The sequence below is a fragment of the Ruminococcus sp. AF17-22AC genome (assembly GCF_003460065.1).
In the GTDB taxonomy this organism is placed as follows: domain Bacteria; phylum Bacillota; class Clostridia; order Lachnospirales; family Lachnospiraceae; genus Blautia_A.
This window is the reverse complement of sequence record NZ_QRXT01000005.1, coordinates 97,844-113,225: the sequence shown is the minus strand read 5'-3', so window position 1 is coordinate 113,225 and position 15,382 is coordinate 97,844. Positions and strand designations below refer to the sequence as shown.

At 43.2% G+C, this 15,382-nt stretch carries 12 protein-coding genes; 11 read left to right on the top strand and 1 reads right to left on the bottom strand.

Annotated elements, in window-relative coordinates; translation table 11 throughout:
• Positions 1–16: 16 nt before the first annotated feature.
• From DWW86_RS09150 to DWW86_RS09110, 9 genes are all read left to right on the top strand, one after another.
• The gene (locus DWW86_RS09150) at positions 17–1,915 is read left to right on the top strand and encodes an OPT family oligopeptide transporter (protein WP_117942916.1); all 1,899 of its coding nucleotides are present in this window, start codon (positions 17–19) and stop codon (positions 1,913–1,915) included.
• Positions 1,915–2,295, top strand: a complete 381-nt coding sequence (locus tag DWW86_RS09145) for a PqqD family protein (RefSeq protein WP_353652689.1) — start codon at positions 1,915–1,917, stop codon at positions 2,293–2,295. The genes DWW86_RS09150 and DWW86_RS09145 overlap by 1 nt, the downstream gene beginning before the upstream one ends.
• A gap of 96 nt (positions 2,296–2,391) precedes the next feature.
• Positions 2,392–3,255: a YitT family protein gene (locus tag DWW86_RS09140; protein ID WP_117942914.1), complete on the top strand. Its 864-nt coding sequence runs from the start codon at positions 2,392–2,394 to the stop codon at positions 3,253–3,255.
• 141 nt (positions 3,256–3,396) lie between these two features.
• Entirely contained in the window at positions 3,397–4,485 is a 1,089-nt protein-coding gene (locus DWW86_RS09135) for a PucR family transcriptional regulator (protein WP_015542332.1), read from the top strand.
• A gap of 172 nt (positions 4,486–4,657) precedes the next feature.
• Positions 4,658–5,341: a cell division ATP-binding protein FtsE gene (ftsE, locus tag DWW86_RS09130; protein ID WP_117942977.1), complete on the top strand. Its 684-nt coding sequence runs from the start codon at positions 4,658–4,660 to the stop codon at positions 5,339–5,341.
• Positions 5,331–6,236: a permease-like cell division protein FtsX gene (ftsX, locus tag DWW86_RS09125; protein WP_117942913.1), complete on the top strand. Its 906-nt coding sequence runs from the start codon at positions 5,331–5,333 to the stop codon at positions 6,234–6,236. Before ftsE ends, ftsX begins: the two co-directional genes overlap by 11 nt.
• Before the next feature lie 92 nt (positions 6,237–6,328).
• Positions 6,329–7,504 (top strand): S41 family peptidase, encoded by a 1,176-nt coding sequence (locus DWW86_RS09120; RefSeq protein WP_117942912.1) that lies wholly within the window; start codon positions 6,329–6,331, stop codon positions 7,502–7,504.
• Positions 7,505–7,601: 97 nt separating this feature from the next.
• Positions 7,602–8,897 (top strand): fibronectin type III domain-containing protein, encoded by a 1,296-nt coding sequence (locus tag DWW86_RS09115; RefSeq protein WP_117942911.1) that lies wholly within the window; start codon positions 7,602–7,604, stop codon positions 8,895–8,897.
• A gap of 55 nt (positions 8,898–8,952) precedes the next feature.
• Positions 8,953–9,921: a hypothetical protein gene (locus DWW86_RS09110; RefSeq protein ID WP_117942910.1), complete on the top strand. Its 969-nt coding sequence runs from the start codon at positions 8,953–8,955 to the stop codon at positions 9,919–9,921.
• 18 nt (positions 9,922–9,939) lie between these two features.
• On the opposite strand, the gene DWW86_RS09105 is transcribed toward DWW86_RS09110, so the two are convergent.
• Positions 9,940–12,090, bottom strand: a complete 2,151-nt coding sequence (locus tag DWW86_RS09105) for a SulP family inorganic anion transporter (protein ID WP_117942909.1) — start codon at positions 12,088–12,090, stop codon at positions 9,940–9,942.
• 137 nt (positions 12,091–12,227) lie between these two features.
• Between DWW86_RS09105 and DWW86_RS09100 the strand changes: the two genes are divergently transcribed.
• Entirely contained in the window at positions 12,228–13,322 is a 1,095-nt protein-coding gene (locus tag DWW86_RS09100; RefSeq protein WP_072521640.1) for an acyltransferase family protein, read from the top strand.
• A gap of 169 nt (positions 13,323–13,491) precedes the next feature.
• Entirely contained in the window at positions 13,492–15,300 is a 1,809-nt protein-coding gene (locus tag DWW86_RS09095; protein WP_117942908.1) for a Na/Pi cotransporter family protein, read from the top strand.
• Positions 15,301–15,382 lie beyond the last annotated feature (82 nt).

The following is a 15,382-nucleotide window of genomic DNA, read 5'->3' as shown; positions in this document are numbered from 1 at the left end:
AAGGGAGAGGAAATCAATGAACGAGAACAAAGAGTTCAAACCGTATATTCCTGCTGAAAAAGTAACAGCAGAAATGACGGTCACATCTGTGCTCATGGGTGTCATCCTTGCTATCGTATTCGGTGCAGCTAACGCATACCTCGGACTTCGTGTCGGTATGACTGTTTCCGCATCTATTCCGGCAGCAGTTATTTCCATGGGTGTTATCCGTGTCATCATGAAGAAAAACTCCATTCTGGAGAGCAATCTGGTGCAGACGATCGGTTCCGCCGGTGAGTCACTTGCAGCAGGTGCTATTTTTACAATGCCTGCTCTTTTCTTATGGGCAGAAGAAGGTCTCTGTGATAAACCGAGTCTGGTAGAGATCACTCTGATCGCACTTTGCGGTGGTATCCTTGGTGTACTTTTCATGGTACCGCTTCGTAACGCTCTTATTGTTAAAGAGCATGCAACACTTCTTTATCCGGAAGGAACTGCATGTGCAGACGTACTTCTTGCAGGTGAAGAAGGCGGTGCAAACGCTTCTACTGTATTTTCCGGTATGGGACTTGCAGCAGTCTTTAAATTTGTTGTTGACGGTCTGAAAGTTATTCCGGCAGACGTTTCTGCAGCATTTACATCCCTTAAGGGTGAAATCGGTATGGAAGTATATCCGGCACTTCTTGGTGTTGGTTATATCGTAGGACCACGTGTAGCATCATTCATGTTCGTAGGTTCTATCGTCGGATGGCTGGTTATCATCCCGATGATCTGCCTGTTCGGACCAGATACTTGGCTGTATCCGGCTGATCCGGGAGTGACTATTTCACAGCTGTATGCGGCTGGTGGTGCAGCAGCAATCTGGAGCAAATATGTGAAATACATCGGAGCAGGTGCCATCGCTACAGGTGGTATTATTTCCCTGATCAAATCTCTGCCGCTGATCATCAGCACATTCCGTGATTCCATGAAGAGCATGAAGGGCGGATCTGTAAAGGGAACTGCAAGAACAGACAGAGATCTTCCGATGAACTTCATCCTGATCGGTATCGTTGCAATGGTAGTTATTATCTGGGCAGTACCGGCTATCCCGGTTAATCCGCTTGGAGCACTTCTTATCGTAATCTTCGGATTCTTCTTTGCAACTGTATCTTCCCGTATGGTAGGTATGATCGGTAGCTCCAACAACCCGGTTTCAGGTATGGCAATCGCTACACTTCTGATTTCCACAATGGTAATCAAGAGCAGCGGACAGACTGGAATCGATGGTATGAAAGCAGCAATCGCAATCGGTTCTGTAATCTGTGTCATCGCAGCGATCGCTGGTGATACTTCTCAGGACCTTAAGACAGGATACCTTCTTGGAGCAACTCCTAAGACACAGCAGATCGGTGAGCTGATCGGTGTTGTTGCTTCCGGTCTTGCAATCGGTGGTGTTCTGTATCTTCTGGATGCAGCATGGGGATATGGCGGAGCAGAAGTTCCGGCTCCTCAGGCAGGTCTTATGAAGATGATCGTTGAGGGTATCATGGGAGGAAACCTTCCATGGGCACTTGTATTCATCGGTGTATTCCTTGCACTTGGTATGGAAATCTTAAGAATTCCGGTAATGCCTTTTGCAATCGGTCTTTACCTTCCAATCTATCTGAACGCAACCATCATGATCGGTGGTGTTGTTCGTATGTTTATGGATGGCAGAAAGAACGTTGATGAAAAAACAAAGAACGACCAGGTTACAGACGGTACATTATACTGTGCAGGTATGATCGCCGGCGAAGGTCTTGTAGGTATCGCACTTGCTATCCTTGCAGTTGCAGGTATCAGCCTGGATGTATCCGGAGTTGTTAACTTTGGTAACATCGGTGGTGTTGTTCTCATGATCATCATGATCCTGACACTGCTGAAATTCTCCTTATGGAAAAAGAAAAAAGCCTGATGAGAAAACAGAATAAAAAAAGCAAAAAACAAAATATGGATATCAACTATCTTGATCTGATTCCGGTAAGATCCGAAGAACTTCACTGGCATAAGGACATAAAAGGACGTGTGATACTGGATGTGGAGAATACGGGACTGTTCAATAAAATTGCACAGAAGGTATTCAACAAACCTCAGTACACAAAAGTCCATCTTGACGCACAGGGCACTTTTATCTGGCCGCTGATCGATGGAAAGCGTACCGTATCCAATATCGCAGCACTGGTGAAGAGTGAATTCGGAGAAGCAGCCGAACCTCTGTATCCGAGAATTATCAAATATTTCGAGATTGTTGAGAGCTATCATTTTATTAAATTTGCAAATAAGCCTTCCAAGTAGGGCACACTAAGAACGGGAAACAGCATTTCGCTGTATCCCGTTCTTTTAGGTTGAGGGTTACTTTACTGAGATATAGCAACAGAGAAAGGAGTACTTATGAAAATTGCTGGAAAAAAAGTGTGGTATCTGGAATATATTCTGATCATTGTCGGAACCGGACTTATGGCAACTGCAATCACATCCTGTTTTGATGCAGCAGGAATGGTTACAGGAGGATTTTCCGGTATTGCGATTCTTGTCAAATCCTGGACAAAAGGGCTGTACGGAGATGGAATTCCGCTCTGGGTCACCAACCTTGTATTGAACGTTCCGTTGTTTCTTCTCGCCGCTAAAATAAAAGGTTTCAAATTTGTAAAAAAAGCACTTCTGGGAGATCTTTCGCTGACGATCTGGCTGGCAATCCTTCCGGCATGGAAGCTGTCCGGCGATTTTCTTCTGGTTGCCTTATATGGAGGACTTCTGCAGGGGATCGGAATCGGATGTGTGTTTCTCGGAGGCGGAACGACCGGGGGCACGGATCTTCTGGCAGCTATCATCCAGAAATATCTGAATCATTATTCCATCGCGCAGATCATGCAGTTTATAGATGGAGCAGTAGTTGTAGTCGGCATGTATGTATTTGGGGTAGAGCGTGCGCTGTATGCAATTATTGCAGTATTCCTTGTGACGAAAGTTTCTGATGGAATCATTGAGGGACTGAAATTCTCAAAAGCTGTTTACATTATTACGGATAAGCCGGATGAAGTGGCAAAGATGGTCATGGAAGATCTTGATCGTGGAATCACAGGGATTTCAGCAAAGGGAATGTACTCCGGAACGGATAAACTGATGCTGTTCTGCGTAGTCGGAAAGAAAGAGCTGGTTCATTTAAAAGAAAAAATTGACGAAATTGATGAGAATGCATTTGTGATCGTAGGTGATGCAAGAGAGGTTCATGGGGAAGGTTTCATAGAAAAATAGGAATTATTCACAAAAAAATGTAAAAAATTTAAGTTTTGGTCTTTTATTTTTGGTCATTTTGTATTAAAATAACATCTAGTATAGCAAGCCTATGGGGAAAAAGGAGAAAAACGCGCAGTAAGCGAGAAGGGATGTAAGCAGATGATATCAAATCAGGTACTTCAGAATACGCTGGAAGGACTTAAAGAAATTTCCAGAACAGAATTTTGCATCATTGACACAGAGGGAAAGGTACTCGCAACAACGTTTGCAGATTTTTCAATTCAGCCGGGAGATATACAGGCTTTTGTAGAATCCCAGGCAGACAGTCAGCTTGTAAAGGGATTCCAGTATTTTAAAGTTTGCGATGATTATCAGCTGGAATATGTGCTGGTTGCGCATGGAGATGATGAGGATACTTACATGGTTGGCAAACTTGCTGCATTCCAGATTCAGAACCTCATTGTAGCCTATAAAGAAAGATTCGACAAAGACAGCTTTATCAAGAATCTTCTTCTTGATAACCTGCTTCTGGTTGATATTTATAACCGTGCGAAGAAACTTCATATCGATGCGGATGTCCGTCGTGTAGTTATGATTCTTGAACTTCAGCAGGAGAAGGATCACAGTGCAATGGAAAGCGTTAAGAGCTTTTTCGGCGGTAAGAGCAAAGATTTCATTACTGCAGTAGATGAGAAGAGCATCATTATTGTAAAAGAACTCGAGGAGGGTGAAGGTTATCCGGAGATGGATAAGCTTGCACATGCAATCCTTGATTCACTTGGATTAAATCAGACAGAAGAGACACATATTGCATATGGTACGATCGTCAACGAACTGAAAGAAGTTTCCCGTTCTTATAAAGAAGCCCGCATGGCACTCGATGTCGGTAAGATCTTTTTTGGTGAGAAGGATGTCATTGCATACAGCTCACTTGGTATCGGACGTCTGATCTATCAGCTGCCGATTCCGCTGTGCAAAATGTTTATCAAAGAAATCTTTGAGAACAAATCACCGGATGACTTCGACGAGGAGACACTTGTCACAATCGATAAGTTCTTCGAGAACAGTCTGAATGTTTCTGAGACATCCAGACAGCTTTATATTCACAGAAATACACTGGTTTATCGTCTGGACAAGCTTCAGAAGAGTACAGGACTGGATCTTCGTGTGTTTGAAGACGCGATTACCTTCAAGATCGCACTTATGGTTGTAAGATATATGAAGTATATGGAAACCTTGGAGTATTAATGCCAAATATGAAAAATCCATGAAATCAATAAAAAGGGTTGCATTCTGCATAGAAATATGTTACAACATTGTTACGAAATGTTAATAAACTATACCGCAGAAAGCAATGGGATGCTGCCGGTACGCTGGCAGCATTTTTTATGTATATATACAGGAGGAGATTATGGAAACGATGATTGATATCATTGATGTAAGTAAATCGTATGGAAAAGGCCTTCCGGCAGTAAACCATGCCAACTTACATGTAGATAAAGGAGAATTCGTCTTTGTTGTCGGAAGCAGTGGATCCGGTAAGACAACTCTGATTAAACTTCTTATGAAAGAACTCGACAGCACAAGCGGCCAGATGATTGTCAGCGGAGAACGTCTGGAAAAAATGAAACACCGCCGTGTGGCAAAATACCGCCGTAAACTTGGCGTTGTATTTCAGGATTTCCGTCTGCTGAGAGACCGTAATGTATACGAAAACGTTGCATTTGCGCAGCGTGTCATCGGAAGACCGACACGTGTGATCAGAAGACGTGTTCCGGAAGTGCTTCAGGAAGTCGGACTTGCAGAAAAATACAAATCATTCCCGGATGAACTTTCCGGTGGTGAGCAGCAGAGAGTTGCACTTGCGAGAGCACTGGTGAATCGTCCGGATATCCTTCTGGCAGATGAGCCGACCGGTAACCTTGATCCGAAGACTTCAGAAGAAATCATGAAACTTCTCGAGCAGATCAATGAGCGTGGTACGACAGTTCTTGTAGTAACCCATAATAAAGAAATCGTTAATGCAATGAAAAAACGAGTGGTTACCATGCATGACGGTGTGATCGTCAGCGACGAGAAGGAAGGAGAATATCATGAGGCCTAGTACGATCTGGTATACCCTCAAACAGGGAATTAAAAATATAAAAAGAAACTGGATGTTTTCACTTGCATCCATTATCACAATGGCAGCCTGTATTTTTCTGGTCGGAGTTTTTTATTCACTTGTGACCAATGTGGATAATATTGCACACAAAGTAGAGCAGGAAGTACCTATTACGGTTTTCTTTGATGAAGGAACGACGGATGAGCAGATGCAGGAAGTCGGAAATCTGATTCAGGCACGTCAGGAAGTAGAACGTGTCGAATTTGAATCAGGAGATCAGGCATGGCAGAATTTCAAGGATAAATATTTTCAGGGATCCGACGCAGCAGATGGATTCAAAGACGATAATCCGCTTGTGAACTCATCTAACTATCAGGTTTATCTGAATCAGATTGAAAAGCAGACAGAACTGGTAAATTATATTCAGGGTCTGGATCATGTTCGTGAAGTTAACCAGTCTGAACAGGCGGCCAATACACTTGGAAGCTTTAACAAACTGGTTTCCTATGCATCCATTATCATCATTGCAATTCTTCTGCTGATTTCTGTTTTCCTGATCAGTAATACCGTTTCTGTAGGTATTTCTGTACGTAAGGAAGAAATCGGAATCATGAAATACATTGGTGCGACCGATGCATTTGTACGTGCGCCGTTTGTTCTCGAAGGTATGGTCCTTGGTGCGATCGGTGCGGCAATTCCGCTTGTGGCGTTGTATTTCCTGTACAATACAGCAGTTGAATTTATTCTGACGAAGTTTAATGTATTGACAGGAGTGGTTGATTTTATCCCGGTATGGCAGATTTATCAGATGCTTCTTCCAATCGGACTCCTTCTGGGAATCGGAATTGGCTTTATTGGAAGTATCTGGACTACAAGAAAGCATTTAAGAGTATAATAAAATATCAATATCACACGGCATGGGACTTTTGGTTCCATGCCGTTTGTGGTATATTAATAAGCAGACAGACTTAAGGAAGGACAGAATAAATGAAACATAAAGAATATACAGCGGGAGTTCTGACCGGTGTTTTGGTCGTAACGCTTGCAGTGGGCGGAGTGAAATTCGTGCAGCAGCGGCAATACAACGGAGTCCTTTCAGATACTTCACATGTACAGAAAATAGAATATCTGGAGAAACTGATTGACCAGGAATATCTGGGCGAGGTGGATAATGATGAGATGGCAGAGGGCGTTTATGCTGGTCTGGTCTACGGCCTTGGAGATGTTTATTCCAGATATTATACTGCTGATGAATATGCTCAGGAGACAGCTTCGACGGATGGTGCCTATGCAGGTATCGGTGTTTCTATCCAGAAAAATAAAAATGGAGGGGTGCAGATCGCGGAGTGTTATGAAGGCGGACCGGGCGCAGAAGCCGGGCTGCAGACAGGCGATGTAATTACGGCGATCAATGATACCGATGTGACGGATATGGAACTTTCGGATGTGGTTTCTATGATCAGAGAGAACAAAGACAAAACGATCGTGCTGACCGTACTTCGTGAAAATGAAGATAGTTCGCGTGAAATCAGTGTGGATGTGACGGATGTAGAACTGCCGTCTGTGTCTGGAGAAATGATTGATGAGAGTACGGGCTATATCCAGATCACACAGTTTACAGGTGTGACACCACAGCAGTACAAGGATACGTTTGCCGAATTGAAAGATAAAGGTATGGAACGTCTGGTCATTGACCTTCGCGATAATCCAGGTGGACTTCTGACTTCAGTCTGTGATATTTTACGTGAGATTCTTCCCGAGGGACTGATCGTGTATACGGAAGATAAATACGGTAACCGGGAAGAAGAGACCTGTGATGGTAAAAACAAGCTGGATATGCCGCTTGCTGTATTGGTGAATGAAAACAGTGCAAGTGCATCTGAGATTTTTGCAGGAGCCGTGCAGGATCATGGAGTTGGTACTATTGTCGGAACAACGACTTATGGCAAGGGTGTGGTACAGGAACTTCGCCAGTTAAGTGATGGAAGTGCAGTGAAACTGACCGTTTCCAATTACTATACACCAAATGGAAATTCCATCAATAAAGTGGGAATCAAGCCGGATGTGGAAGTTAAGCTGGCATCCGTACTTTTGAATAAAGACGAGATTACACATGAGGAGGACAATCAGCTTCAGAAAGCATTGAATGTAATAGAGAATTAACAAAATTAAAAGAAATGTAAAAAACACTTGCTTTTTATGCAGTTCTTTTTTAAAATATACAAAGGGATATTCTATATTTTGAGAAGGGAACGATATTATGAATAAAAGCAAAAAAGCAATTACAGGACTGATGCTGATGTTGGCTTTGACAATGGCTGTTTTTATATCAGCGATTTCAGTCAGTGCGGCTTCCGGCGTAAGAAGAACTAATGTTAAGGCAACGATTGCGGGATCCAGTAATACCGCATTGAAGATTCAATGGAACAAGTGTTCAGAGGCAGATGGGTATGTGATTTACCGCCGCGAGTCCATGAGAGTTGCTTATAAGAGAATTGCCACAGTGGGCAGTTCTGCGACAACATATACAGACAGTAAACTCGTAGCCGGAAAACCGTACCAGTATGCGGTAAAGGCATACAGCAGACAGAACAGCAAATATGTGTATAGTAAGTATACTGCAGCGACGGGGGCAACACGTCCATATGCGACAACTGTTACCCCAACAGTTTTATCCAGTTCACAGGTAAAGCTTACATGGAAACCAGTTGCAAGACTGGACGGATATCGGATATATCGCAGAGCATCCGGGGGAAAGTGGACACTGGTTGCAGATGTAAATAAAAAAACTACAGCTTATATTGATAAAAAAGTAAGTGCTGGTACAAAATATATATATACTGTCAGAGCCTATAAAAGAGGCGGCAGGGAGAAATATGCGGCAGCGGTCAGACCGAGCAGGAGTGTAATAACACCTAAGGCGACAAACATCAGTCAAATCTGGTTTACCTCTTCTCAGAAGGTTGTCATGAAGAATATTCTTTATGCCGTAGAAACCGGTGGACAGGTATATGGCAACCAGGATTATGCAGACTTTACACGTGCATATACAAACAGCAGTGCTGAACATGCAATCACCATCGGTGCAGGTCAGTGGTATGCGACAGAAGCGCAGCGGCTTTTGAAACTGATTCATACGACGATGGGTGATGCCCAGTGGAAAAGATATGACAGAGATAACAAACTTTGGACAGATGTACAGAAGGCAAACTGGTCTACATACAAAAGTACCACATATAAAAATCGTATTGTAAATATTATCAAATCTGATATCGGCAAGAAGTGTCAGGATGTATTGATGTATCGGCAGATTGCAGAAATGGAAAAAGAAATTCGGGCATTAGGTGTTACAGATGTGCAGGCAGTCGGAATGTTAATCAATATTGAACATCAGGGTGGTTACGGTGCTGTTACACGAGTGCTCAGAAAGACAAGAAAACCATATAATCTGAAAAATATCTACAATGCACTTGCTTCTGATACCGGAAACCAGGTAGGTACCTACAAGACAAGACAGGCAAAGGTATATCGGTGGTTAAATACTTATATGAAATAAAACTCAGAAGGGGGGGCAGGAGACTGCCCTTCTGTAGAGTGCGGGGAGTACAGCGATGATTTTAACAGAAGAAAAAACATATACCATATCACTTGAAAAAGAGGAAAACGACAGCGAAAACGGACTGACAGGAAACACAATTGAACTGGAGTTTTCGAATAAAGAATTACTTCACGAAATTATTACTTGTGGGATGCCGGTACAGAGACTGACTGCAGCATATCCGGAAAAAAAGCGGCTGGAAATGTTATATAAGATGTTTCTGGTGGAAACAGCACTGGATACTGAGGGAGACCGGTTGAAAAAGTCAAAAAAAACAGCTTATCTGGATTCTTCGGAAAAGAGTGTGATTTCTTATTATATGGGTATGTTTTTTACGAAGCTGATCAGCCACAGACTGTACGGAGATGAGTACCTTACCCATCTGAATCTGGTTCGTAAGATAGATCACAGTGAGTATAATGACTTTTTTGCAAGTGAATGGCGGCCGGAGATGGTTGGATATAATCCGGCAGAAGACTGCTGGAGTGTCTGGGAAGCAAAAGGCGGCAGTAACCGTCGTGAGCAGGCACTGAAAAAGGGGGTGCAGCAGCTTGAAGCTATCGGTACGCTCAATAGTGTGCGTCCAGACCCGGCAGTCGTGTGTATGACATATTACGATCACAGCTATTTATGTGGAATTTTAAGAGAACCTTTCGGTAAGACGTACGGCGAGCCGGTTCAGTTTCATATTGAAGATTATTTTGAGGCATATTACCGTCCACTCTGTGAATTGTTTTTTGACAGAGAAAGCAGTCTGAGGATGTATGATTCTTTTGCAGAGGTGACATTTACGGTTCCTTATTTTTCAGAGAATCAGGAACAGTTCGAGGAACGAAAAATTCAGATCGGAATGTCAAGAGAACTTTTACAGAAACTGATGGATTCAGATTACAAAGCAGTTGCTGAAATGAGAAAAAAAGCAGATAAAGAAAAATATCCGGAAGGTGCGTATATGGGTTCGGATGGGATTTATATCAGATGATTATAAAAAAGAGGGAAATCAATCCCTCTTTTTCCATTCTTTCCATTTGCGCATGGCTTCCGGATTTTGTTTTTCGAGACGCTTTTCCAGGCGAATGCGGTTCTGTTCCAGTCGGGCAGCAAGCTCCGGATGCTCTTCCAGTACTTTTTCGCGAATACGGGATCGACGTTTCTCGATAAGTTCTACAATATGGCGGTGCTCTTTGTGCATTTCTTTAGGAAGTTCATCGATATGTAATTCGATACGGTGGAGAATTTCATCTTCATCCAGTGCACCAAGAGTATGCCAGCTTTCGAAATGTTCTTTGATACCTTCATCAGAAAGTCGCTCGATATCCGGCATCTGATGCAGGTGCTCGATGATTGCATGAGTTGCCTGTTCCAGTTCCTGAACAGTTTCTTCACCGAAAGCCCACGCAAACTCTTCAAGAGTATCTTCTTCCTCGGCAGGAAGATGGGAATGGCTTCGAAGCTCTGCCAGTTTTTTTTCTGATTCCGGTATCTCAAGGTTATATGGCTTATGTATACCGGCATCGTTAAGTGCTGCGAGAATGGTTCTTCGCACACAGCCTTCTCTAATTAGATGACCGATACCGAGAGTTCGCATCTGATCATTGAGTGAAGAAGAATGTTCAGTAATATAAAATTGGATATCACGTTTTTTCATATTGGCGGCAATCGCCTCAAGCCGGTCAGCTGCGGTGATGTCGATGGAGTTGATAGAAGAGGCATCGACAATCACAACTTTTGTATCCTCTTTCAGGCTGCTTTCGAGATCTTCCTGAAAAATCTTTGCATTTGCAAAGAATAGATTTTCATTAAACCGGTAGATGACAACATGCTGTATCGGATAAGCATGCCGGTTTCGAACGAGGTCATAATAGGCATCTTTGCCGGGAATGATACCGCGGAAAGAACGCGGTGGGGCAGTGGCCTTCAGGATTACCGCCACAAACGACAGCAGGATACCGATCAATACACCATAGATCGTTCCGAGGAAGAGTACACTGATGCAGGCTGCCATGAAAATATAAAATTCATTTCGGCTGACTTTATAAAGGCGAATCGCAAGATGCACTTCTACGACATCCATCAACGCAGAGATGACGATGGCAGTCAGAACCGGGACTGGCAGATAACCGATAAATCCGGTAAAACCAAAGAGAAGCACTGCCATGGAGATTCCTGCAATCAGGGAAACAAGCTGAGAAGTTCCGCCGTACTGTTCATTCATAGAGGTTCGGGAAATGCTTCCGTTTACCGGGCAGCATCCGACGAAAGAGGCTGAAATATTACCTGCGGCACAGGCAAGGATTTCCTGACGGTCATTCAATTTATAGCCATTTTTGAAAGCAAAATTATTTTCTGCAAGAAGTGTTTCTGCCATGATAACGACAGCAACCATCAGTCCGCGGCCAACTGTCTGGGTAAGTGCAACATCTCCGAATTTCGGGATGATGAAAGATGGAAGTCCGGGTTTAACTGCCTGCAGAAGCACTACGCCATGATCCTGCACATGAAAACAGGTGGTGGAAAGAACTCCGAGTATCATGATCACAATGGATATCGGAAGCTTCGGAAATATTTTTTTGCCAATACGGATCAGAAACAGGGCACCGATTCCCATAGCAAGGGAAAGAAAACTGATCGAGTGTACGGCAAGAAAAATGTGATGGAGAAGTTCCGGTAATTCTCCGGAGCCGGCACCACTTCCCATAAGTTTTGGAATCTGCATGAAAATAATCGTCAGGGAAATTCCACTGATGAAACCGCCCATAACCGGAGTGGAAATGAAATCAACAATCCGGTCTGCGTGGAGACAGTAAAAAAGCAAAAGCCACAGTCCGGCGAAAAATGCGATCACAGGTACACAGGCAAGTGCATCGGGGGATTCAGCAGCAATACCAAGAGAGGCAAGTGCGCTTCCGACGATGGCGGCAGGTGCGGCATCTACACCGAAAATGAATTGTTTTGAGGTGGAAAATAAAGCAAAAAACAGGATCGGGAAAACAGATCCGTATAGTCCGTAGATCGCCGGAATGCCGGAAATCTGTGCATATCCCATAGAAATAGGAATAGATACGGCGGCAATGATGATTCCGGAGAAAATATCTCCCGGCAGATTGCGGAGGTTATAATTTTTCAGAGTGGGAAATAATTGTAAATTCATGTGAGTCCTCCTTTCTGGTGCTATTGTACCATAAACGGACAGGATTTTGTACCATGAGGGTGCAGAGGATTTTCTTGCCAAGCTGTAGCAGATTGGATATACTGTATTTGTAAATTGTAGTAGAGAAGGAGAAACATATGAGTAGTTCCACTGGAATAACAGAAAGAAAAAAGTATCTGGATGCAGCAAAAGGCTGGGGAATCCTGATGGTCGTATTTGGACATATTACAAGTCTCGGGAATCCAATTGATATCTGGTTTGGTGCATATAAACTCGCAGTATTTTATTTTGTTTCGGGTTATCTTCTGGCGATGCGGCAGAGTTTTCGCAAGATGTCGACCGGAGAATACATCAAGAAGCATGCCAAAAGTCTTCTGATACCTTATTTTGGGTATAGTGCCTTTGTAATTCTTTATAATGTGATTGTACGAATGATGCGAGGCAAAGCGGCAGTTGACGTCATTAAGATGGTTGTACTTCAGGCATATACAACGGTATGTCTGCGTGGAATCAGTGCCTTATGGTTTTTGCCAACTTTGTTTCTGGCACAGGTAATATTTATTTTAGTAATTAAAAGCAGAAAAGAAGTCAAAATTCTGGCTGCAATTGGTACAGTGGTATTTGCATGGTATGCTTCTGCATATCTGTTCCCGATGTTAAAACAGACGTTGGAGGGGAATACTTATACTTTAGTAGCGTTTCCGCTCTTTGCAATCAGCAAGGGAATCGTGGGATTCGGTTTTGTCGGACTGGGATATATGTTTTATTTTGTAATGCTTCATGTAAAACAGCCACATGTAAAAGGGATTGTCGGAATCGCGGCATTTATTGCTACGTATTTTCTTGCTCAGAGAAATGGCGGTGTAGATCTGAATCTGATGGGACTGGGAAAAAGCCAGATCATGTTCTGGTTTAATGGCGTTCTGGGATCAGCCGGCACGATCCTGCTGTTTGAATATTTAGAACAATGGTGGAAGATGGAGTTCTTAAGCTTTTGTGGAAGGAATTCTCTGATTATTATGGCAACGCATGGTACGCTGGGATTTAAGGCATTGCTTATCAATGGCTGGAAAGCAACATATGGTCTGGCAGAGGTTGCCGGCCCGCGATATTATGTGGAATGTACAGGTATTCTTGCAGAACTTATCCTGCTGGAATGTGGTGTGATCTCAGTCGTAAAGAAATGTTTTCCGTGGCTTGAAGGCAAACCGTTCCGAAAAGCAGACAGATAATTTTTTATTTCAAAAAATCAAATATTGTAATCATACGTTTGATATGGCATAATAGATAAGGAATGTTAAAAAAAGGATAAACCTAAGTTAAAAGAATGTAAAAATACGAGATTTTACAGAAGGTGTCGGTCCGTAACAGAAGGACAGAGAGACAACAGAGGAGAATTTTATGGCAATTTTTTCAATGGTTTTATCGTTGCTGTCAGGTGTGGCATTATTTTTATTCGGAATGTCACTCATGGGAGACGGTCTGAAACTGGTCGCAGGCAACAAACTTGAAGCGTTTCTGTATCGAATGACAAACACTCCGCTGAAGGGCGTTGCACTGGGAACCGGTGTAACGAGTGTAATTCAGTCCTCTTCAGCAACGACCGTTATGGTTATTGGTTTCGTAAACTCCGGTATGATGAAACTGAAACAGGCAATCGGTATCATCATGGGAGCAAACATCGGAACGAGTATTACCGGCTGGATACTCTGCCTTTCCTATATTCAGGGATCCGGAGGTATTGCCAGTATTTTATCTACGGCAACTATTTCAGCAGTAGTCGCGGTAATCGGTATTATCTTAAGAATGTTCTGTAAGCGTTCCGTTCACAAAAATATCGGAAACATCATGCTCGGTTTTGCAATTCTGATGACAGGTATGCAGACCATGAGTGGTGCAGTGGCACCGCTTCGTGAGAGTGAAGTATTTATCGATATGCTGACTATGTTTTCTAATCCGATCGCCGGCATTCTGGTAGGTATTGCATTTACAGCAGTCCTTCAGAGTGCATCAGCAACGGTTGGTGTACTGCAGGCACTTTCTGTAACCGGAATCCTGACCTTTGCCAGTGCATTTCCGATCGTTCTTGGTATCGGTGTTGGTGCAGCCTGTCCGGTTCTGATTTCCGCAATCGGTGCCAATAAGAATGGTAAGAGAACAGCTCTGATCTATCTGATGAATGATTTATTCGGTCTGATCATGTGGTCAGTGATCTTCTATACTGTAAATGCATTTGTACATTTCGGATTTATGGATATGATCATGACACCGGTAACGATCGCAGCACTGAATACCGTATTCCGTGTGGCAACGGTTGTAGTACTGTTCCCGTTTATTCCGAAACTCGAGAAGCTTGTTTGCTATCTGGTTAAGGACAGTGCAGAAGAGCTTGAAGATGAAGCGGATTTTGATCTTCTTGAGGAACGTCTGATCAATTATCCGGCGCTTGCAATCGCACAGTGTCACCGTGCAATGAACGGAATGTCCAAGAAACTCCGTAAAAACGTTAACCGTGCGATGAATCTTCTGAATGATTATCAGCAGGATAAATACGATAAGGTTCAGCGTAAGGAAGATCTGATCGACAAATATGAGAGCCGTCTGGGTGAGTACCTGATCCAGCTTACAAAGCGCGAGATGAATACGGCACAGACCACACAGGTTTCTCTGTATCTGCATACGATCAATGACTTTGAGCGCATCGGAGATCATGCTTCTTATATTGCACATATGGCAAATGAAATGCATGACAACCATACAGAGTTTTCGCAGGCAGCATGGGATGAGTTAAATATTGTCATGGAAGCTGTCCGTGAGGAAATCAATGTAACCTGCAATGCCTTTATGAAAGATGATAAGGAAGCTGCACAGAGAGTTGCTCCGCTGGGAGCTGTTATTACAAATCTCTGTGATGAGCTCAAGATGCATCATGTAGAGCGTCTGAGTAAGGGTGACTGCGGCCTGGAAGAGGGAACGGTATTTAATGATATCCTCAACAGTTTCGGACGTATCGCAGCGCACAGTGCAAGTGCGATGACAGCACTTCTCAAGAGCGGCGAGACAGATGCGGATCCGCATATTCATGACTCCAAGATCTATCCGACAGACAGCTGGGAGTATTACACATACTTCAATGAATACAGACAGAAATATGATGTCATAAACAATGAAGATCATGTACTGAGCATGGAGCCGGAAGAAGTAGAATAAAACTAAAATAAAGAGAAAGTCATCAAATACAGAGCAGATGAAACGTCTGCCCTGTATTTTTTTATGTAATAGGAAATTACTC